Origin of the sequence: Dankookia sp. GCM10030260, from assembly GCF_042666655.1 — a bacterium.
Classification (GTDB): domain Bacteria; phylum Pseudomonadota; class Alphaproteobacteria; order Acetobacterales; family Acetobacteraceae; genus Paracraurococcus.
On record NZ_JBHTDE010000019.1, the window covers coordinates 1 to 19,392 of the forward strand.

The window sequence follows — 19,392 nt, forward strand, 5'->3', positions numbered from 1 at the left end:
ATCTTGCGGTAGCCCTCGCCATGCAGGCGCGAGCCGAGGATCTGGGTGCGGATGTGCTGGAGCAACACGGTATCACAGCAGGCACCTACCGGGCCCCGGCGTATCGGACCGGCCGATGCCGCAGGGTCGGGCACCGCGCGATGGCGGTAGACCGTGGCACGGGAGAGCCGCCAGACCCGGGCGACCCTGGCCAGGCCGTAGGCGTGGCTCGTGGCCGGAGAGATGGCCCGGCTCACCGCCTCGACCTCCAGCGGCCCAAAGGGCGGCCACCCTCCAGGGCGGCGATCTTCTGCTCCAGCAGCTCGTTGGCCATGGTGACCTCGCCGAGCTTGGCCTTGAGACGGAGCACCTCCTCGTCGCGGCTGTCGCGCTCGCGCTCCTTCATCGCCGTCTCCGCCGCGACCAGGGCGCGGTCGCGCCACTCGCTCAGGCGGGCAACGGTGACATTGACCTCGCGGGCCACGGTCTCGAGCGGCTCGCCCCGCAGCAGCCGGGTGACGGCGGCCAGCTTGCGCCGGGCGGAGTTGCGGCGCTCCGGCACGGCACCGCCCGTGGGGGCCCCGGCGTCAGCGTTCTGGGCGCCCGCCGGCGCCCCCACGGGCTTGTCGCTGTGGTTCTGGTCCATCGGTCTGACCTCCGGTTGCGGTGACCTCTCTACCGCAGTCGGCTGTCTCATCGAACCGTGCCGCACCCCAAGCAAGGGGTATGTGCGACTTCAACCCGGCAGGCGGAGCGGCTGATGGCCATCCGCCTGCGCTATACGATCAACACCCACCTCGAGGACCGGGGCGTCACCACGCCGGCGGCGATCGGCGCCGCGACTGACCTACCCGCTGCCAAGGCCGCTGTTCACTCGGACGATGCTTTTTCAACACAATCGCATATAAGTGCTTATGCCGCCTGAAGCAGCGCAGCGACCCCAAGCTTCTGCTTTGTGCGGGACGGCCCCGTGCCATCCCGCGGAGGATGAGCCATGACATTCAAGACGGGAACGTCACACGCCGACACTCTCACTGGCACGCCTGAGACTGACCTCATCTTCGGCCATGGCGGCGCGGATTACATCTCGGGCCGGGAGGGCAACGACACCATCTTCGCCGGCGCAGGCAACGACACGATCGCCGGCGACAATATCCCAATCCCCGCGCTGGGCGGGCAGCTGGGGACTGGACCCTACATATCCCTCGACTTCGGCCCGTATCCACCCCGCTTTGGGGGAACGCCGGGCGACAACTTGGTCTTTGCAGGCTCGGGCGACGACTTCATCCTGGCGGGCTTCGGTTCCGATGTCGTCTTCGGGGAGAAGGGCAACGACACGATCTTCGGCTTCGGCGCAGCTGGTGTAAGCCCCTCAGGCAATGCGGGGATTGTCGGTGCGGACGGTCCCGACTGGCTGTTCGGCGGGGACGGCAACGACTCTGTTCTAGGTGGTGGCGGTGGCGACCTACTAGATGGCGGGACCGGGCGGGACACGCTCGGCGGCGGCGTGGGTGCGGACACTCTGATCGGCGGCGCGGGACGTGACGTCTTCCTGTACGGGCTCGGTTTGGAACCCGGTGTCAGCGGCTCCGCCACAGGGCCCGACACCGGGGTCGGCCCCGGCAACCGCGACGTCATTCTCGATTTTCGGCCAGGCACGGACCGGCTGGATCTCCATGGCTACCAGAACCCTTTCCCCGATCCTGGCGGTGAGCCACAGCCTGTCTTCCTTGGCACTGACCCATTCGCGGCCAGCACCGGGCTGCAGGTGCGCTACGACATCGAGGACGGTCATACCGTCGTGCAATTTGCCACCCGCTTCGGCCCTCCGCCTCGCGGACTGCCAGTGCCGGTGCCTGAAGCAACCGGGGAGATCGAGCTGGCGGGGGTGCATCATCTGACGGCACGCGATTTCATCTTGAGCTGAGGCGCCGTAAAAAAGGCGGCGCGCTCGACCAGCGGCTGTTGCGACGCGGGAAGGGGCGGGTCCGCTCCGGCTCGTCCTGAGTGAATGACTGCACGTTACGCGGTCAAGCGGGCCGCTTCCAACTCCTAAGCGATGCTAAGAGGAATACGCCGCCGGTTGCCCTACGGCTCCCACACTCAATAAGGCCGGCATCTGGCCGCTATAAGGATCTCTTGGCGTCCTCGCCTAACACGCGTTCTTGGTGCCTTCAGGCGCCACATCGGGCTGCAAGCTTCACCCGCGATAACGCTCCCTTACCACGTGTTAGCAAGAGCTTGCCCCAATCGCTCCCACCGCCCGCTTCGCCTGCTTGCGCAGGGTCTGTGGGTCGTAGCGGCGTGCGGCTTCCAGCGCGATATACTGAGCGAGTTGGCTAGCCCCGGTTTCCCGCAACCAGGCATGGACCTGGTGCGAGGTCTGGACCGTGTCAGGCATACCGGCGAGGGCCTCCTTCAGCGCCAGCCCGGCCTCTGTGTAGCTGCGCCTGCGGCGAAGGTGGTCGGCAAAGGTCATGCAAAACCCTGGTCGCTGAACTCGCGCAAGGGTGGATACAAATCCGATCTATATATCACAAGTAGAAAAACATCGTGCCGCCAGACAACCATGACCCGTAAGTGCGCCGTCCGCCGCCGCGGAGCCTCGAGGTCGGCGCGATTGAACAGGAAGGTCTGGACCAACAGATCGCCGATCTAGTGGCGGAAGGCGGTGCTGTGGATCCGCCTGTCAACGCCGGTTGGAATCTGACCCAGTCTGGCGCGAGGCGCCGGTTGAAACCTGACCCACCTTCGCCCGGGGTGGGGCTAGCCCCACCCCGGGCGGCGCCGCTCACGATGCAGGCTTCGGCTTGGCCATGACGCCTGCACGCCGCTTGTCCTTCAGCCGGTAGCTCTCGCCGCTGATCTGCACGACGGTGGCATGATGCAACAGCCGGTCCAGCATCGCGGCCGTCAGCACCGTCTCGCCTGCGAAGGCCTGGTCCCAGCTGCCGAAGGTCAAGTTTGAGGTGAGGATCATGGCGCCCCGCTCGTAGCGCCTGGTCACCACCTGAAAGAACAGGTTGGCCTGCTCGCGGCCCATCGGCAGGTAGCCGATCTCATCGATGATCAGCAGGCGGTAGATGTTGACCGCCCGGTGCAGCACCTCCTTCAGACGCCCCTGCCGCTGGGCCGTCTCCAGCAGCAGCACCAGATCGGCTGCCGTGGTGAACCGGACCTTCCAGCCGCGCTGCGTCGCCAAGTAGCCGAGCGCGATCGCCAGGTGGGTCTTGCCCACCCCGCTCGGCCCGAGCAGCACCACGTTCTCCGCCCGCTCGACGAAGGCCAGGCTGGCCAACTCGGTGATCTGCTGCCGCGGCGCGCCGGTGGCGAACCCGAAGTCGTAGCCGTCGAGCGTCTTGACCGCCGGGAACCCCGCGGTGCGGGCGAACATCTCCCGTGCCCGGCCGCGTCGCACCTCACGCTCGCCGCGCAGGGTTTCCTCGAGGAAGTCGCTGAAAGAGGCATCGCCTGCCGCGGCGGCCTGCGCCGTCGCCCCGTAGAGGTCCGCCACCGCCGTCAGCCGCAGCTCGGCGCAGAGCTCGACGATCCGGGCGTGCTGTGTCCCGTTCATGCCACCACCTCCGGCAGGGCCAGGACCGGCGGGACGAACAGCGTGTCGTAGATCGCCAGCGGGTGCTGCAGCCCGACGATTGGCCGCGGCTCCGGCGACGGCCTGGGGGCAGCATCGCGCGGCACCAGACCACGATAGGGTGCCGGTACCGGCCGCAGTGCCAGGCGCTCCTCCTCGAGCCGCGCCGCAGGCACCGCGCCGGTGGTCGCATGTACCCGGGCATTGGCCACCTCGCGCAGCCAGCGGCCCGCCGCCAGGTTCGCCGCCGTCCGGTCCACCACCACGCCCTCGGCCGCCATCTGGCTGGCCAGCGGCACCCACAGGCTGCTCCGCAGGTAGCGGATGAAGCGTTCGACCTTACCTTTCGTGCGCGGCCGGTAGGGCTGGCACAGCCGCGGCCGAAAGCCGCAATGCCCGGCAAAGTCGAGGAAGCTCGGATGATAGCGGTGCTGCCCCGGGCCGTAATGGTCGCGCGCCAGCACCACGGTGCGCATGTTGTCGTACAGCACCTTCTGCGGCACCCCGCCGAACGCCAGGAAGGCCCGCTCATGCGCCGCCAGCAGCGTCTCCAGCCGCTCGTCGGTGACGAACTCGACATAGGCCGCCCGGCTCCAGCCCAGCGTCGCCACGAACACCGACAGCCGATCCGGCCCGCGTCGCAGCGAGGCCCAGTCGACCTGCATCTGCTCGCCCGGCGCCGTCTCGAACCGCACCACCGGGTCCGCCGCCGCGGGTGCCTGCCGCGCCGCCACGAAATCCTTGAGGATGGTGTAGCCGCCCGCGTAGCCGCGTTCACGCAACTCCCGTAGCAGCGCGCTCGCCGCCAGCCGCTCCGGCAGGGCCGAGGCCAGCCGCGCGACGACGTAGTCCTCGAAGGCCGCCAGCTTGCCGGGCCGCGGTGGCCGCTCGCGGTAGTGCACCGCCTCCGGCTCGCGCAGGTAGCGCCGCACCGTGTTGCGCGACACGCCCACCTGCCGCGCGATCTCCCGCACGCCCAGGCCGTGCTTGGCCAATACCCGGATCTCCAATGCCGCCTCTCCCCCAACCATCCGGGCCCCCATCACCGCGACAGGGCAACCCTAGGCGTGGGTCAGATTTCATCCGGCAGGTGGGTCAGTTTCGCAGCGGCGGCTACACGCCTGCCTTGAGCGCGGATCCATTCCACCGTTGCCCGTCTGGGTCGGACTATCGGTCGTGTCCCACAGCGTTCTAAACCGTGGGGCGATGTCGCCCCGACCAAGCCCGTAATCGCCGTCCCAAACCTTGCGATCCGCACTCCGACGCCGGCCGCACCGCCGGCAACAGGACGGCATGCATGCGCAACCATGCCGTGCAGACAAAAGCACTCGATTCAGAACCGCAAAGCCCGTGGTGAAATTTTCGGGCTAGGTGTCCAGACCATCCGTCACCTGAGTTGTCCGTCTGTTCGCGCGAGCCGGACACTCAGCGCACTTTCGTGCCCTGATCCCTAGAGCGGCGCCTGCGGTGCAGCCGGTGCGGCAATCGGCGGGTGGGTGTCACGGTGCACCCTGACGTGCGCCCGCACGAGATGCAGGAGCGCGACGGGCCACGGCCGGAAACGCGGGCTGGGCTCACCCTCGAGGCGGTGCTGAGATAGTCCCTGCCAACCAAACAGCTGGCCGGCAGAGATAATTTGGAATAAACCTACAATCAAAATATAAAAGTTTCAGCGTAAGTCATAATACGTAGCCGGTTTAGTTCATTATCCATGTATTTTGCTGCAAGAGCTCCATTTACGGCAAGGAGAGGACCGATTACATCGGGTCGCTCCCGCGTCCAAAAGCTCACAAGCGTATAGAGACTGGAATGCGCTGAGACATAAGCCAATGCCAAGCTGGATAGAGAAGCGACGGGCAATTAGCCCACCTGTTCGAGAGATACTCCGGAACGGTCCTGGCACCCTGTTGCTAATGCTGTTCTGGGCATCGGCTTTGCTCGGCCCGTCAACCCTTATCGTAACGACAACGGGGCAGCTGGGTGCGGCGTTCGGCGCCAAGGCGATACTAGGCCTTATAGGCTTGGGCATTACACTTGGTGCCTTAGTCCAGCTCAGCAGGGGGTTCTCCGGCCGCTAGCCCGGAGCGGGATGCACTTTTGGCACGGCCGAGGGCCGAACAGGTGCCCCCCGGCAACAGGTCGGCCTGCACCATGGCGAGGACAGCCTGCCCAGTTGCCGGTCAGAACCTCCCGGCCCGCAGCCGGCGCGCATCCTCGCGCATCTCCCGCACCAGCTCGCGGAAGTGCCGCATCTCCGCCCCGTACCCGCCATGCACCGTGCGCGCCTGCACCAGCCGCGCCAGCCCTTCCGGCGACGTCGGGCCGGTGCTCAGGCCACCATGCAGCCGGCATCGCCCGTCAGCGACGCCGCCAACCAGCGCAACCTCCTGATCCTCCAGCAAAGCCGCTACCGCTCGTTCCCATTCTGTCCGCCTATGCGTACCAGAAGCCCAGTTCGTGCATCGGGGCCGAGTGGCAGAGGGTTTACGGCCCCTGGCTGCTGCCCTTTACGGGTTCGTTCGTCGCACCTGGCGCAGCGCGGCCGGCTACAACTTTTCCGTGTGGGAACGGACGGGCACGGTGTGGAACCGTGCCGCTTCACGACTCGGCGTGAGTGAGAACAAATCGCTACCACTTCTAAGGGTGCGACCGGCCCGAGGCGCAGATTCCGCAAGGTCATTATGGAAAATCAGGTTAGGCCGAGGGACCTATTCCCTGGCATAATTCCTGGCGCCGGCCCTGCCTTTGCCCCGGCCGTACCTCGGCCAAGCCACCTGCCTACGTTCACGAAAAAGCCGCCACTGCGTCCCCCGACGTTCAAGTGGCGGCTTTTCACCACTGCGGCGATTGCTGTGGCCCGGCTTTAACGCACCCAAAAGCCTCGGTTGCTGGAAGCCAATTACTTCTACCAATCAGCAGCGAGGTACCCATGGCCCGCCCGCAAGCCCATTGAAACGCTAGCGGCATCCGGCACCTTTCGTGCCGACCGGCACGCCCTGCGCGCGGCCGCGCCGAAATCACCGCACCCGATAGGCGACCCGCCCCCGAGCCTGGCGCCGGCCGAGGCAGCCTGCTGGCGCGAGTTCTGCGCCACCTCCCCCGATGGCGTGCTCACAAGCCACGACCGCTGGGCGCTGGAGGCCACCTGCAGGCTTGTGGCCAGGAGCAGGGCCGTGGGCCTGCTGCCGGCCGAGCTAGGCCACCTGCGCGCCCTCCTGGCCGAGCTAGGGGCATCCCCTGCCAGCCGGGGCCGGGTGCAGGCGGCACGGCCTGCCGAGGCGCCCGCGGCCGACCCATGGGACGTGCCGAGTCCAGCCAGGAACTAGCCACCGGCTAGCCTGTGGCTATCGCTAGTGTGGCGAGGTGGCCGGCCGAGGGCTAGCGTGCCTGGCCAACGGTTAGCTGAGTCCATGTCCGATCCATCAAACCTCTACCTGCTGACCGCAGCGGCCATGCGCACCGGCCTGAGTGTGGATGCTCTGCGCAAGCGCATCCGGCGGGGCAGCCTGCAGACGGTAAAGGGCAATGATGGGCTAGTCCGCGTCCGATTGACGGTTGCCGACATGGACTCGCTGCGGCTAGCCGATGGCCAGCCAGCGCCTAGCCTGGCAGAGGAAAGCGGCCAGCCAATCAAGGTGCTAGAGGCTGCCGCTGCGGCGCTGCATGAGCGCGCGGCCAGGGCCGAGGCTGAGCGGAATGCGGCCAAGGCTGAGGCCGCAGCCGAGCGGGAGAGAGCCGACAAGGCCGAGGCCCGCGCCGGCCAGGCCGAGGCCGAGCGGGAAGCTGCGCGCGCCGAGGCCACGCGGGCACAGGTGGCGGCAGCCTCGGCCGAGGGGGAGGCGAAAGGCCTGCGCCTGGCGCTGGAGGAAGCCCGGCGGCCGTTCTGGCGGCGATGGTTGGGATGACTTGGCTCACGCGGCGCCGATCGGACGAAGGCGTCGTGCTGCTGGCCGATTACCTAGCCGAGGTGGTTCGCATTGAGTGCCGGTATTTCCCTGTGACAGGCGGTATCGCTTAGCCGTGGAGCGGTTCGGGCCGACGGCGAGGGTGCCCAAGGTGCCAACTGCCCGCGACGCCCCAACCAAGGGCGGGATGGTTTCGCGCGTTCCTTACTCTGGACAAAGTTCGACTAAAAAGCTCGTTAATCGCTGAGAATTGAAATGTCCTGCTTTTATTCAAGTTTCATTTTGTAAGCCGAGAACTGTAGGATAAGTCAATCGGGGAGTTGAAAGCTGACTCTGCTAGAAGCGGCGGTCTTTAGCAGGGCATATTTGCCCTCTCGTCCCGAAAATCCGGCGTTTGCCCAATAATAATTTAAGAATATGCGCCCTTTTTTTTCAAATTGGGAGCCTAAAACTATGCCCACACCTTCCATTACTGACCCTGACAGCCTCTTTAAGTTCGCTAACTTGGCTAAGACCAAGGACGGCGAATTCCACACGGCGGCTAGCCTCGATAGTCCGGATGATGTGGACGTCTGGCGGGTAAACCTGCATGCCGGCGATACAGTCACGATCTCCACCGACAACGAAGACGATTTTAATCCAGATACCGTACTTGCTCTATTCGACCACAAAGGTAACATTCTCGCCGTCGACGACGACTCGGGAGGGGCCTTCCAATCCCTAATCACTTACGACGTCACCGAGACAGGAAATTATTTTTTCGCTGTAACATCTTTTGCGAATTTCCCTAGCGGTGGTGATAAGTTCCCAGATGGGCCGAGTTATCCGGGGTTCGGAGGGAGCACCGGCTCCTATGGCCTCGACCTGGTTATCGCCTAAGCCGCATCAACTGCGAGGGCGCGCGGACACGCGCGCCCCGGCGCAAGAGATCGAGCAAGGCTAAGGGCGGAGTACCGAATGTATGGTTGGTGCGGCGGCCGCCAGGTGGGCATCGTGCTCTAGCCTGACGTGCGCCCGGCCGAAGTGTAGGCGAGCGAGGGGCCACGGCCGGAAACGAGCGCCGGGCTGCCCGAGTAGGGCCGGTGGCCAATGGCCGGGAGTGCTTGGCAAAAGCCGCCCTCCCGGATGGGAAGGCGGCCCGTTGGAAAATCGCTCCGGTCAGCCCGGCTTAGCCTTCGCGTCGTCGCTCACTTCCACCCTCGCGACTCCTTCGCGTGCTCCCAACTCGTGGCCAAGGGATCGCGGCTGGCTGACGCCTCGTAGAGCGCATCCGCCCGATCCCCAATGGCGCCAAGGTCCTCGAGTAGGGCCTCCCGAGTCTTGGGCTGCCTGCCCCAGGGGGGCGTGGCAGCCTCGGTCGGTTCCGGGGTGCTGGAGTTGTTGTCGATCTTCATGAACCTAGTCCTAGATTGGGTCAGTGCACCACCATGGTGACGCCCAAAAAGCCCAGGACCAGGGCTCGCTCTATAAGGACACGGTATTCCCGGGCAGGTCAGGGACGGGCCGCCTCTCTATGAGGGACCAGTATTCCCCGCCCGGCCCAGCGTTCCGGCCGAGCCCCGCGGCTTTTCCATAACACCACGAAGGCCGTTTTATGCTTGTAGACGCAAAGTTAAAGTGTCCGGCCTGAGCAAAGTAGAACTGTCAGCCTCTCCCCGGGCTCGCCTGGGCTGGGAGGGTGGCAGTGGGCTGGATCGCAATGAGCAAGAAGGACCTGCACCGCTTTGAGGTTCTGAGCGAGGTGGTCTGCGGCCACCGCAGCGTTACCTCGGCGGCGGCGATGCTGGAGATCAGTACACGCCAGGCGCACCGCCTGCTGAGCCGCTTGCGGGAGGGCGGTCCCGGCAGCCTCGCGCACCGGGCCCGTGGGCGACCGTCCAACAACCGCCTGTCCGGGGAGCACCACCAGAAGGCTTTGGCGCTGATCAGCGAGCGCTACGGTGACTTCGGGCCTACGCTGGCGGCCGAGATGCTGGCCGTGCACCACGGCCTGACAGTCTCGCGTGAGACGCTGCGGCACTGGATGGCCAGGACCGGCCTGTGGCAGCCGCGCCGGCAGCGACGCCAGTTTCATCCGCCCCGGCTGCGGCGCGAGCATCTCGGTGAGCTGGTGCAGATCGACGGCAGCGAGCATCGCTGGTTTGAGGACCGGGCCGAACCCTGCACCCTGCTGGTCTTCATCGACGATGCGACCGGCCGGCTGATGCAACTGCGCTTCGTGGCGTCAGAGAGTGCCTTCTCCTACTTCGCCGCTCTGGAGGGCTACCTGGGCGACCACGGTCGGCCGATCGCGTTCTATTCGGACAAGCACTCGGTGTCCGGACGCTGCAGGACCGCCTGGTGAAGGAGCTGCGGCTGGCCGGCATCAGCAACACCGCTGCTGGCAATGCGTACCTGCCGGGCTTTATGGAGCGCTTCAACAGCCAGTTTGCTGTCGCCCCTGCCCGGCCTGCGAACCGCCATCGGCCACTGGAGGTTACCCCGCAGCGGCTGCGGGAGATCCTATGTCACCGCGAGCAGCGCCACGTCGGTCACCAGCTGACCCTGTGCTACCAGCGCAAGCGGATCATGCTGCAGGAGACGCCGGTGACCCGTGGCTTGGTTGGGCAGTATGTCGACACCTACGCCTTCCTGGATGGCAGCCTGGAACTGCGCTGGCAGGACATTCCCCTGTCCTACACGGCCTTCGACAAAGACCAGCGGGTGCAGCACGCGGCCATCGTTGAGAACAAGCGGCTGGGTGAGGCACTGCGCTACGTGCAGGAACTGCAAGCCTCTCTCCCGGCGCCGCGGGTCAAGAGCAACGCCGAGAAGAGTGGGTACCAGCGACGAGGTCGTGCCTCGCGTCGAGGCCAGAGCTTCCTCGAAAAGCGCGCCGCAGATAAGGCGGATCGGGCTGAACCCTGACACTTCTACTTTGCCGCAAACTCTGACATTTCAACTTGGTTGCAACAATGCTCTGCAGTAAGGTTGGTGGGACATGCCAACTCAGTTCTAGATGGTAGCTAGGTACCTAGCTATATTGCTACCTATCTAACCAGATCTGGGTGTTCAGGGCGCGTCAGTAGAGTCCCATCTCCTGGGCGCGTCAGTAGAGTCCACTATCCTACAGCTTCATGCGATCCCAAGCCGCCGCGCTTCAGACTTTGGTACCGCAGGTGGAGATGGGTGCAACACGACTCCCTCCTTTTCGATATCCACCCGGGCTTCTGGATAGACGGCTAGAGCGAGCTGAAGTGCCTCTGTGAAGGTCGGCTTGATCTGGCGCACTAGGCGGAAGCCTGCTCCGAACTGCGTGTGAATTGCGGGCCAGCTGATTGGCGTTGATTTTGAGAGTGAATGCAGCCGGTAAGCCAGCCAGATATAGACGTCGATAGCTAGGCTGCGCGTTCCAATCGCCTTGATTGCCTCCTCTCGCACCGGAACCGGATGCTCTTTGAGGGAGCGCCAAAAGCCAGGATCAAGCTTCACCCGGTCCTGCCACAACGATTGCTGGTTCTCGTCGCTGATGACGCCGGAAAACGAAATGGCGTCCTGTACGAAAGCACCATTGTGGCGGGCTTCGGCCCCGTTCTCGCGGTCCGCGAAGAAGGTCAGCCGGCAGGCGGAAATGCGCCGTGCCTGTTCTGTAACGAGCTGGTAGGTCTTCCCACCCGTGGTGAGGCTCATGCGCCCCATCCAGGACTTCATAGACCTGCCAAGTTCCACCTCGGGCGAATTTGTCCTGACCGCTTCGGTTTGCAAATAGAGCAGTATCAAGCGGGCGATTGAACCGTAGGGGACACCGATCAGGCTCCCCTTTCGATCACGGCCACTTTCTACCAGCAGGGTAGTGCGGTGCCCTTCCCTCTTCCAAAAGCCCTCTTCGGTGCGTTTATGTGGGAGCGATGTCATGGCGAACCCAGCGTGGGTAATCCCAAGCCTGTTCTCTTCATCCGCCATTACGAAAGCGGCTGCATCGATAGCTTGGCGCTCAGCTTTGGTCACGGCCATGGACCGCGCACCCGCAACCCCATGCCTCAGGATCAGCCTATGTACATCCCCCATGGGCTCCATAGGCCTCAAAGGTTTCCGCAAGCGCAAGGGGGACTCTACTGACGCAAGCTAGTTGAAGGTTAATAGGTTTAGCTATTAGCTTCGTCAGTAGAGTCCCCCGGATAACCCCGATTCGCGTCGGTAGAGTCCCATCATCCGTCAGTAGAGTCCTCTGGACAACTCGCCGCGCTGTGGATGGCTTGCGTCGGGTTTCCAGCTCCACCTCTCCGAATCGGGCAGGGCCGCAGGCGTCAGTAGAGTCCACTTCCGGCACCCTGCAGGTACGATACATCGCCCCTGGCGGCCTCCTCTCACCCGAAGATGCTCCTTCCACCAACTATCAGGGTAGCAAGGTACCGAGCTACCATACTAGGCGGCTATCTATTGTGGGTCTGGTCAAGATCTGCGTCGTCGATGGTTCCCGCGGTCGGCCAGGTCGTCGGGGTGTACTTGGTAGCCTGCAGCCGAAAGTGCCCTGCAGACGATGACTTTCTGCGTCGTGCCTTCGCGCTCTGCGATCTGCGAGAGCTGGTCGATAAGGCTTGTGCGCACCTTTAGATTCAACTGCGCGACCGGGTCTAGCGGTGTCGTCGCATCCAACCGCGTCGGCGGAAGGGTCGGCGCAACTGCGGCGGCGGCGGCCAAGGCCACAGCAGGATCGCGGCGTGGCTCAGGCGGGCTCTGAGGGAACGCGGCCGATGCTTCGCTGTCGGCGGATGGGGCTCCCGCGGCTCGCTTGAATCCCTTCGCTGTCATATGTCCGCTTGCCTCACTATTTAGATACCATTCTACCTAGCTACTGCGGTAGTAGGTATATCGATACCAGGATACCTCGCTACTGCGGTAGCAGGTAGATCGGTACCAGGCCACCCAGCTACCTGATGGGTTCTGGAAGCCACCCGAAGCCGCGCAATTCATCTACCAAACGTTCGATCTCTACCGCTGCCGGCGCTTGGCGCGGCAGCCGGCCGTTGTGGGTCAACTCCGTATATGCGACGACCTGACTGAGCGTAGTCGCCAAGAGGGGTAGGCCGGCGCTCTCGACCTCGCCCCGGGCGTGCTGCGCCACGGCGGTCCGCGCATTAACCTTATTTCGCAGCACTCGCGCCGGAATGTCCCGGCGCGCGGCTCGGGCAAGGCCTTGGGCGAGCTGTACGGTCCTAGTGGCCTCGGCGATGTCGGCGCGGCTCGCCAGCATTGGGACAATCACGGCGTCCGCGCTGGCGATCGCCGCGGCAGCTGCTTGGTTGCCGAAGCCTGCCGTGTCGACGATCAGCAAATCAGTTGAGGCCGCAAGGTCGGGAATTCGATGTGCCAGCCGTGCGGCGTCTGGCTCAGCCTCGACTACGAAGGCCGGGCCATCCCATACGTTAGCCCTCCAATCGGCGAGGGCGCCGTTGGGGTCGGCGTCTATGGCCGCCACACGTAACCCGGCGGTTGCAAGGCGACTTGTTAATACCATGGACACAAGGGTCTTGCCGACGCCGCCCTTGCTCGATGCAACCACGACAATCTTTGCCATGCTCGATTTCCTGGATAGCAATCTACCTCGCTACCATAAAAGCAAGCTACCCAAAACAAATATCAGGAGCTGTAAGCACCTTCGGTGAAGGGAGCACCATGGCATGGCAGAACCCTAAATTGTGGCACTCTGGGCTGGCTTGCGCGAAACAGGCACTACCGCAAGTCGAACCGGGCCCAAGGCGCGCGCAGTGCTATCCTGGCCGCCGGCAAGGGTGACGGCAGGGCAGGGGATATGCCGGGCAGCGTGAAACGAGAGCACCAAGCCGAGCGGCTGCAGGCCATCCGGCTGCGCTATACAATCAACACTCATCTCGAGGACTGCGGCATTATCACGCCGGCGGCCATCGGCGCCACTACCGGCCTGCCGGCCGGCGAGGCGGTTCGCTTGCTGACCCGGCGGCAATGGCGTGAGGGCGACACCGCGGCGCTGCAGGCGATCGCCGACCGGCTCGGCCTCGACGTTCGGCTGGAGGGTCTCGGCTTGCCCATGCGGGAGGGGAGGGACCCATGACCCCGTCGTCTACCAGAGCTGGATCTACGCCAACCCGCACCTGGTCGGGAATCTCTGGACGTGCCTGAAGGAATGGCATGCCGCAGTCACCCGATAGGAGACGGTCGCCCGGCCCCTTCTCGGCGTCCTCTCCTCGCCGCCACCGGCGATTGGCTCTTGAGTGGGCAGACCTTAGTCGGCGGCGCGTATGCCCGCGGCCTGCAGCACGCCGTGAAATTTGGCGAGCTCGTTTTGCCAGAAGCCGGCGAAATCCCGCTGGTTGCGGAATACGATCGGCGTTGCCAGCCTTTGGAAACCCTCGAGCACGGCGGGTGACCGCAGCGCCCGTTCGCAAGCCGCCTCCAAGCGATCGAGGGAGGTGAACGGAGTTCCCGCCCGGGCGAACAGGCCGGACCAGATGGAGTAAACGACGTCGAGGCCCTGCTCCCGCAGGGTCGGCACCTCGGGGAACTCGGGCGTGCGCCCCTCTGCCATGACTGCGAGCGCCCGCAGGCCGTTCGCTCGCAACGTGCCGGGCTGGTCCGCATGGACCCCGACCTCGCCCCGAAGCAGGGCCGTCGCCGCCTCGGCGCTGCCGCGATATGGGACGTGGGTCATCTCGACCCCCGCGGCCCGTGCCAGCGCGGCGGTGGCCACGTGCGGCAGTGAACCGGACCCGGGAGAGGCGAAGGTGAAGGCGCCCCGGGCCTCGCGGGCGCGACTTAGCAAGTCGGCGACGCTGCGCATGCCGCTGCCCGGCGCCACCATCACCACCACGGGCGTGTCGGCGACCTGGCAGACCGGCGCGAAATCGCTCGGCCTGTAGGGCAGGTCCGTGCGGAAGTGCGGCTGGATCGCCATTGCGCCGGCGGACGACAGCAGCAGCGTGGTCCCATCGGGCCTGGACCGGGCGACCTCCGCGGCGCCGATGGTGCCGGACGCGCCCGCGCTGTTCTTCACGACGACGGGGCCGCCAAGCGCGGCGGAGATCTCGGGGGCCAGCAGCCTAGCCATGAGGTCGGAAGGCCCGCCCGCCACGAAGTTGACGACAATGGTGGTGACCGGCGCCTGGGCCCGGGCGGGCAGCGTCAAAACAAGCATCAAAGCGGCGGCGACAAAGGCACGCATGGACGTTCCTCCTCTTCCGCAAGTGCTCTGGGAGTACCTGCTTGGTCGCGCCTTCGGATGCCGCCTCGAAACCGCACCGCGGGGGCACGCGCCCGCAGCGCCTCGTTAATCCCGGCAGAGCCCCTGCGGGGTCCAGTCGTGAGCCGGGACGCTCCCCGGGCGGGACGCGTCGCGGAGCACGATGACCAGCGAGCGTCGCTGCTCGGCGCCGATGCTGGTGAGCATATGCGGCACCTCCTCGGGCACGAAGGAGGTTTCGCCCGGGCCCACAACTCCCCGCCCTTCGGGCGTCTCCACGCACATCCGTCCAGCAAGATTGTACCACGCCTCAGTTCCCGGGTGCCGGTGCGGGATGTTCCGCGCCCCCGGGGGGGAGACGCCCTCCATGTACTGCGCGACGTAGCGCACCCCCTCGCGGACGGGCAGCGGGCCAACCTCAGCGACGCGCTCGCCGCCGACGCCGCCCGGAGCCGGTCGCCACCCGGCCTCGGCGACGGTGAACAGCCACACCCGGCTAAGGGACTCGACGACAGTGCTGCGCGGCCCCTTGGCCGTCTCCGCCGCCGCGCGGGTCGGGTAGGCATCAAGGTGCCAATGGAGCGGCGTCGCGCGCGGCAGTTCCCCCAAGGACTGCTCGGCGGTGATCCAGCAGCCGGCCTCGCGTCCGGCCCGCTGGGCGACCGGGAGGCAGGCCGTGGAGTAGACCGTGGCGTCGGGGGCAGGTTGCGCCTTCGTCGACCAAGGGCCAGCGACGACGGTCGCCAGTGCCGCAACGGCCAGACCTGACCTCATGGATCGTCCTCCCTCTCTTGCTCGGGCCGCACTGGGCACCACTCGGCGGCCGGAGGCCGCGAGCGCCGCTCCGGCGCCACCGCGGCGGGACGGAGGCTGCGCTGCAGGCTGGGCGGAAGTCCTGAGACCGGCGTCAAATCGCCATCAAGGTTTGCTCAAGGCGCTAAGCTGCCCGTCGTCGTGGACCGGGGAGGATCGGAGGCGATGGCGCGGCAGGACCCCAGCCCGAAGCGACCGCAACCCGCGGCCTACCGCTTCGGCGGCCACACGTTCGACTTGGCGCGAGGCATCCTTCGCAGCGCCGGCGGCGATGAGGTGGGGCTGCGACCAAAGGCTGCCGAGGTCCTGCGCCACCTCGCCGAGCGGGCTGGGCAGGTGGTCTCGCGCAACGAGCTGATGGACGCGGTTTGGCCAGACGTCGTCGTCACCGACGACAGCCTCACCCAGTGTGTCTTCGAGGTCCGCCATGCGCTTGGCGGGGAGGGGGCGCGCCTGCTGCGCACCTTGCCCAGGCGCGGTTACCTGCTTGACGCCGAGGTTAGGTCGGCGGACCCGGCGTTGCCGCCGGCCATTATCGTTCTGCCCGGCGGCGACGCCGTTCCGCAGTACGCCGGACCCGCCCTGGAGGGGGTCCAGCCGCCCGCTCCCGGAACGGCGAGGCAGCCGAATGCCGAGCGGCGCCAGCTGACCCTACTGTCCTGCGGCTTGGCCTGCTCGACCGCGCTCGCGGCACGCCTCGACCCGGAGGACCTGCGGGCCGTCGTCCGGGCCTACCACCGCGCGGCTGGTGCGGCCGTGGAGGCGCAGGGCGGCGCCGTCGCGCAACTGCTCGGCGACGGCGTGCTCGCCTGCTTTGGCTGGCCGCGCGCGCACGAGGACGACGCCGAGCGCGCCGTGCGCGCCGGCCTGGCCGTGGCTGAGGCGGTGGCGGGGCTGCGCATGCCGCAGGCGGGGCCGCTCGCGGCGCGCGTCGGCGTCGCTACCGGGCCGGTGGTGGTGGGCGAGGTACTGGGCGAGGACGGGGCGCGCGAGCGGGGCGTGCTGGGCCGGACGCCCGGCCTCGCTGCCCGCTTACGGGACGCGGCTGGGCCCGGCGCGGTAGCAGCGGACGCGGCCACGCGGCGGCTCACGGGCGGGCTGTTCGAGTGGGCCGACCTCGGCGAACTCGCACAAGAGGGCTTCCCCGAGCCGGTGCGCGCCTGGCGGGCGCTGGGCCGCAGCGCGGTGGAGAGCCGCTTCGAGGCGCTGCGCGGCGCTGAGGCGGCGCTGCTGCCGCTGGTCGGCCGGGAGGAGGAGCTGGAGCTGCTGCTGCGGCGCTGGCGCCGGGTGCGGGCGGGCGAGGGCCAAGTGGTGCTGCTGCGCGGCGAGCCCGGCATCGGCAAGTCGCGCCTGGGCGCAGCCCTGCGGGAGGCATTGGGCGAGGACCGGCACGGGGAGCTGCTGCTCCACTGCTCGCCCCGGCGCGCCGACAGCCCGCTGCACCCGGTCGTGGCGTGGATGAGGCGCGCGGCCCGGTTCGCCGCGGGCGACTCGCCGGCGGTGCGCTTGGCGAGGCTCGAGGCGCTGCTTGCGCCACTGGCCCCGAGGGCCGAGGACGTGGCGCTGATTGCCGAGATGCTGGCCACGCCCACCCTCGGCCGCTGGCCCGCCCCCGACCTCTCACCGCAGGCGCGCCGGGCGCGGCTGCTCGAGGCGCTGCTGCGGCACGCCCGTTCCCTCGCGGCCAACCGCCCGGTGCTGGCTCTGGTCGAGGACGCGCACTGGTTGGACCCGACCACGCGCGAGCTGCTGGACCTGCTTGTCGCTGGGACGGCCGACTTGGCCATGCTGGTACTGGTCACACATCGCCCGGAGTTCGACGCCGGCAGCTGGATCGGCCTGCCCCACGTCACGCCGCTCCAGCTCAACCGGCTGGGCCGCGCCGAGCACCTCGAGCTGCTGCGGCGGGTGGCAGGTGACAGAGCGTTGCCGGCGGAGGTGGAGGCCGAGATCCTGGCGCGGACCGACGGCGTGCCGTTGTTCGTGGAAGAGGTGGGACAGGCGGTGCTGGAGTCCGGCCTGTTGCGCGCGGAGCCGGGGCGCTGGGTGCTCGACGGCCCGCCGCCGCGGTTCGCGGTGCCGACCGGCCTGCACGCCTCGCTGGCGGCGCGGTTGGATCGGCTGCCTTCAACGCGCGGGGTCGCGCAGGCGGGCGCGGTGATCGGGCGCGAGTTCGCCTACGACCTGCTTGCGGAGGTCTCCGGCCTGCCGGAGGGGACGCTGCGTGGGGCACTGGACGCGCTCGGCGCTGGCGACCTGATGCGGCGCCGTGGCGAGCCGCCGGATGCGGTCTACGCGTTCAAGCACGTGCTGGTGCAGGATGCGGCCTACGGCACGCTGCTGCGCGGGCGGCGGCGCGAGTTGCACCGCCGCGCCGCCGAGGCGATCGAGCGGCTGCGGCCCGAGGCTGCCTGGCGCGATCCGGAGCTGCTGGCGCACCACCGTGCCGAGGCGGGACAGGCGGAAGCCGCCGCGACCCTCTACCTCCGCGCGGGCGAACGAGCGGCGGCCGCCTCCGCGGTGCGAGAGGCGCGGGCCCAGCTCGGCCGCGGCCTCGCGCTGCTGCAGGGCGTGCCGGATGGCGGCGGGGCGCAGCGCCGGCTGGAGGCGGAGCTGCGGACTGCGCTGGGCAACGTGGCCGTTGCCGACGCAGGGCTTGGGTCCGCCGAGACGGGACGGGAGTTCGGGCGCGCAGCGGAGCTGTGTCGCGGCCTCGGCGACGACGCCGGGCTGGCGCGCGCCCTCTGGGGTCTGTGGACGCAGCGGGCCCACGCCGGCGACCTGACAGAGGCGCTGCAGTTGGCGGAGGAGGCCGTGGCCCTCGCCCGGCGGCGCGGGGCCCCGGACCGCTCGTGGCGCCCGCTCGCGGCGCTCGGGGCGACCCACTGCTTCATGGGCCGGGCGAAGCTGGCGCGGCCGCCGCTCGAGCTCGCGTTCGCCGATCCGGCCAGCTACGCGGTCGAGGCCGGGGATATGTCCGGCGGCAGCCTCGCCCAGTCCATGCTCGGCCGCCTGCTCGCCGTGCTCGGCGAGCCGGAGCTCTCGGGCGCGCACGCCGTCGAGGCGGTGGAGCGCTCCCGCCAGGCCGGGCACCTGCCCTCCCTGGCGCACGCGCTCGCCACCGGTTGCAACCAGGCATGGCTGGTGCGCGACCTCAAACGGCTGCGGGCCTGGGCCGGGGAGCTCGGCGGCCTGTCGGAGGCCCAAGGCTATCCGTATTCCGCGGCGCGCGCGCGGGTCTACGCGGGATGGCTCGCAGTGGCGGAGAACCGTGTCGCAGAGGGCGTCCGCCAGATTGCCGGCGGGCTGGCCTGGCTGCGGGAGGCCGGCGTGGCGCTGCACCGACCGCAAGGCGCGGCGATGCTGTCCGAGGCCCACCTGCTCGACGGGAACCCGGAGGCGGCGCTTGCCGAGGTCGAGGAGGCGCTCGTCGTCTCCGCCCGCACCGGCGAGGCGTGGTTCGACGCCGAGCTGCACCGTCGCCGCGGGTGCGCGCTGCTGCGCCTTGGACCAAGCGAGGCGGGTCGCGCGGAACGTGAGCTGCGCCGCGCGCTCGGCATCGCTCGCTCGCAATCGGCGCGGCTCTTCGAGCTGCGCGCTGCGCGCGACCTCGCGCGGATGCTGCTTGATTACGGCGGGACCAACGAGGCGCGGGACTTGCTCGCGCCGGTCTACGCCTCGTTCGTAGAAGGCTTCGGCTTCCCCGACCTGACCGAGGCGCGGGCGCTCCTACAAAAGGTCGGCAGGGTCGACGCCGTGGCCACGCCGGCCCGTCCCGTGGCGGCGTCCGTGCGCGATCCCATGCCCTGAGAAGCCGGCCATGATCAGTCTCATTGTGTCTTCTTGTTGAAGCGGTCGGTGGCCTAGGAGGCATAAGTGTCCATCCGGGAACAGACCGAGTGATCTGA

General features: G+C 67.5%; 15 protein-coding genes and 2 pseudogenes. 7 read left to right on the forward strand and 10 right to left on the reverse strand.

The window, feature by feature from the left end; genetic code table 11:
- A pseudogene (locus ACFQS7_RS27360) lies at positions 1 to 236 on the reverse strand (IS3 family transposase); the annotation flags it as partial.
- Positions 233 to 625, reverse strand: coding sequence for a hypothetical protein (locus ACFQS7_RS27365; protein ID WP_380070328.1), 393 nt, complete (start codon positions 623 to 625; stop codon positions 233 to 235). The gene ACFQS7_RS27365 and the pseudogene ACFQS7_RS27360, both read right to left, overlap by 4 nt.
- Before the next feature lie 114 nt (positions 626 to 739).
- On the opposite strand from ACFQS7_RS27365, the gene ACFQS7_RS27370 reads away from it, so the two are divergent.
- Positions 740 to 904: a hypothetical protein gene (locus ACFQS7_RS27370; RefSeq protein ID WP_380070329.1), complete on the forward strand. Its 165-nt coding sequence runs from the start codon at positions 740 to 742 to the stop codon at positions 902 to 904.
- Between the two features lie 69 nt (positions 905 to 973).
- Complete coding sequence (locus ACFQS7_RS27375) at positions 974 to 1,906, forward strand: hypothetical protein (RefSeq protein WP_380070330.1); 933 nt, start codon at positions 974 to 976, stop codon at positions 1,904 to 1,906.
- A gap of 303 nt (positions 1,907 to 2,209) precedes the next feature.
- Here ACFQS7_RS27375 and ACFQS7_RS27380 read toward each other — a convergent pair whose 3' ends face one another.
- The 4 genes from ACFQS7_RS27380 to ACFQS7_RS27395 form a co-directional block, all read right to left on the reverse strand.
- Positions 2,210 to 2,458, reverse strand: coding sequence for a hypothetical protein (locus tag ACFQS7_RS27380; protein ID WP_380070331.1), 249 nt, complete (start codon positions 2,456 to 2,458; stop codon positions 2,210 to 2,212).
- Positions 2,459 to 2,770: 312 nt separating this feature from the next.
- Positions 2,771 to 3,553: an IS21-like element helper ATPase IstB gene (gene istB / locus ACFQS7_RS27385; protein ID WP_380070332.1), complete on the reverse strand. Its 783-nt coding sequence runs from the start codon at positions 3,551 to 3,553 to the stop codon at positions 2,771 to 2,773.
- A complete protein-coding gene (gene istA / locus ACFQS7_RS27390; RefSeq protein WP_380070355.1) occupies positions 3,550 to 4,602 on the reverse strand; it encodes an IS21 family transposase in 1,053 nt (350 codons plus the stop codon). Before istA ends, istB begins: the two co-directional genes overlap by 4 nt.
- Positions 4,603 to 5,751: 1,149 nt before the next feature.
- Positions 5,752 to 5,973 (reverse strand): HGGxSTG domain-containing protein, encoded by a 222-nt coding sequence (locus tag ACFQS7_RS27395; RefSeq protein WP_380070333.1) that lies wholly within the window; start codon positions 5,971 to 5,973, stop codon positions 5,752 to 5,754.
- 1,050 nt (positions 5,974 to 7,023) lie between these two features.
- Here ACFQS7_RS27395 and ACFQS7_RS27400 point away from each other — a divergent pair.
- From ACFQS7_RS27400 to ACFQS7_RS27410, 3 genes and pseudogenes are all read left to right on the forward strand, one after another.
- Positions 7,024 to 7,476: a hypothetical protein gene (locus ACFQS7_RS27400; RefSeq protein ID WP_380070334.1), complete on the forward strand. Its 453-nt coding sequence runs from the start codon at positions 7,024 to 7,026 to the stop codon at positions 7,474 to 7,476.
- Positions 7,477 to 7,980: 504 nt separating this feature from the next.
- Entirely contained in the window at positions 7,981 to 8,355 is a 375-nt protein-coding gene (locus tag ACFQS7_RS27405) for a PPC domain-containing protein (protein WP_380070335.1), read from the forward strand.
- Between the two features lie 805 nt (positions 8,356 to 9,160).
- Positions 9,161 to 10,383: pseudogene (locus tag ACFQS7_RS27410) on the forward strand (ISNCY family transposase).
- A gap of 207 nt (positions 10,384 to 10,590) precedes the next feature.
- On the opposite strand, the gene ACFQS7_RS27415 reads toward ACFQS7_RS27410, so the two are convergent.
- The gene (locus ACFQS7_RS27415; protein WP_380070336.1) at positions 10,591 to 11,523 is read right to left on the reverse strand and encodes a replication protein RepA; all 933 of its coding nucleotides are present in this window, start codon (positions 11,521 to 11,523) and stop codon (positions 10,591 to 10,593) included.
- An 862-nt stretch (positions 11,524 to 12,385) separates the two neighbouring features.
- Entirely contained in the window at positions 12,386 to 13,033 is a 648-nt protein-coding gene (locus ACFQS7_RS27420) for an AAA family ATPase (protein WP_380070337.1), read from the reverse strand.
- A gap of 246 nt (positions 13,034 to 13,279) precedes the next feature.
- Between ACFQS7_RS27420 and ACFQS7_RS27425 the strand changes: the two genes are divergently transcribed.
- Positions 13,280 to 13,546, forward strand: a complete 267-nt coding sequence (locus ACFQS7_RS27425; protein WP_380070338.1) for a hypothetical protein — start codon at positions 13,280 to 13,282, stop codon at positions 13,544 to 13,546.
- Between the two features lie 171 nt (positions 13,547 to 13,717).
- On the opposite strand, the gene ACFQS7_RS27430 is transcribed toward ACFQS7_RS27425, so the two are convergent.
- Positions 13,718 to 14,653: a Bug family tripartite tricarboxylate transporter substrate binding protein gene (locus ACFQS7_RS27430; protein WP_380070339.1), complete on the reverse strand. Its 936-nt coding sequence runs from the start codon at positions 14,651 to 14,653 to the stop codon at positions 13,718 to 13,720.
- A gap of 105 nt (positions 14,654 to 14,758) precedes the next feature.
- Positions 14,759 to 15,445 carry a cupin domain-containing protein gene (locus tag ACFQS7_RS27435; protein ID WP_380070340.1) on the reverse strand — a complete coding sequence of 229 codons (687 nt, stop codon included), beginning with the start codon at positions 15,443 to 15,445 and terminating at the stop codon, positions 14,759 to 14,761.
- 204 nt (positions 15,446 to 15,649) lie between these two features.
- Between ACFQS7_RS27435 and ACFQS7_RS27440 the strand changes: the two genes are divergently transcribed.
- The gene (locus tag ACFQS7_RS27440; RefSeq protein WP_380070341.1) at positions 15,650 to 19,294 is read left to right on the forward strand and encodes an AAA family ATPase; all 3,645 of its coding nucleotides are present in this window, start codon (positions 15,650 to 15,652) and stop codon (positions 19,292 to 19,294) included.
- Positions 19,295 to 19,392 lie beyond the last annotated feature (98 nt).

Bases quoted from the DNA above. Each gene is read 5' to 3' on its own strand.
- ACFQS7_RS27430 (WP_380070339.1), bottom strand. From the start codon at position 14,653: ATGCGTGCCTTTGTCGCCGCCGCTTTGATGCTTGTTTTGACGCTGCCC.
- ACFQS7_RS27435 (WP_380070340.1), bottom strand. From the start codon at position 15,445: ATGAGGTCAGGTCTGGCCGTTGCGGCACTGGCGACCGTCGTCGCTGGC.
- ACFQS7_RS27370 (WP_380070329.1), top strand. From the start codon at position 740: ATGGCCATCCGCCTGCGCTATACGATCAACACCCACCTCGAGGACCGG.
- ACFQS7_RS27375 (WP_380070330.1), top strand. From the start codon at position 974: ATGACATTCAAGACGGGAACGTCACACGCCGACACTCTCACTGGCACG.
- ACFQS7_RS27380 (WP_380070331.1), bottom strand. From the start codon at position 2,458: ATGACCTTTGCCGACCACCTTCGCCGCAGGCGCAGCTACACAGAGGCC.
- ACFQS7_RS27420 (WP_380070337.1), bottom strand. From the start codon at position 13,033: ATGGCAAAGATTGTCGTGGTTGCATCGAGCAAGGGCGGCGTCGGCAAG.
- istB (WP_380070332.1), bottom strand. From the start codon at position 3,553: ATGAACGGGACACAGCACGCCCGGATCGTCGAGCTCTGCGCCGAGCTG.
- ACFQS7_RS27440 (WP_380070341.1), top strand. From the start codon at position 15,650: ATGGCGCGGCAGGACCCCAGCCCGAAGCGACCGCAACCCGCGGCCTAC.
- istA (WP_380070355.1), bottom strand. From the start codon at position 4,602: ATGGTTGGGGGAGAGGCGGCATTGGAGATCCGGGTATTGGCCAAGCAC.
- ACFQS7_RS27415 (WP_380070336.1), bottom strand. From the start codon at position 11,523: ATGGGGGATGTACATAGGCTGATCCTGAGGCATGGGGTTGCGGGTGCG.
- ACFQS7_RS27365 (WP_380070328.1), bottom strand. From the start codon at position 625: ATGGACCAGAACCACAGCGACAAGCCCGTGGGGGCGCCGGCGGGCGCC.
- ACFQS7_RS27400 (WP_380070334.1), top strand. From the start codon at position 7,024: ATGCGCACCGGCCTGAGTGTGGATGCTCTGCGCAAGCGCATCCGGCGG.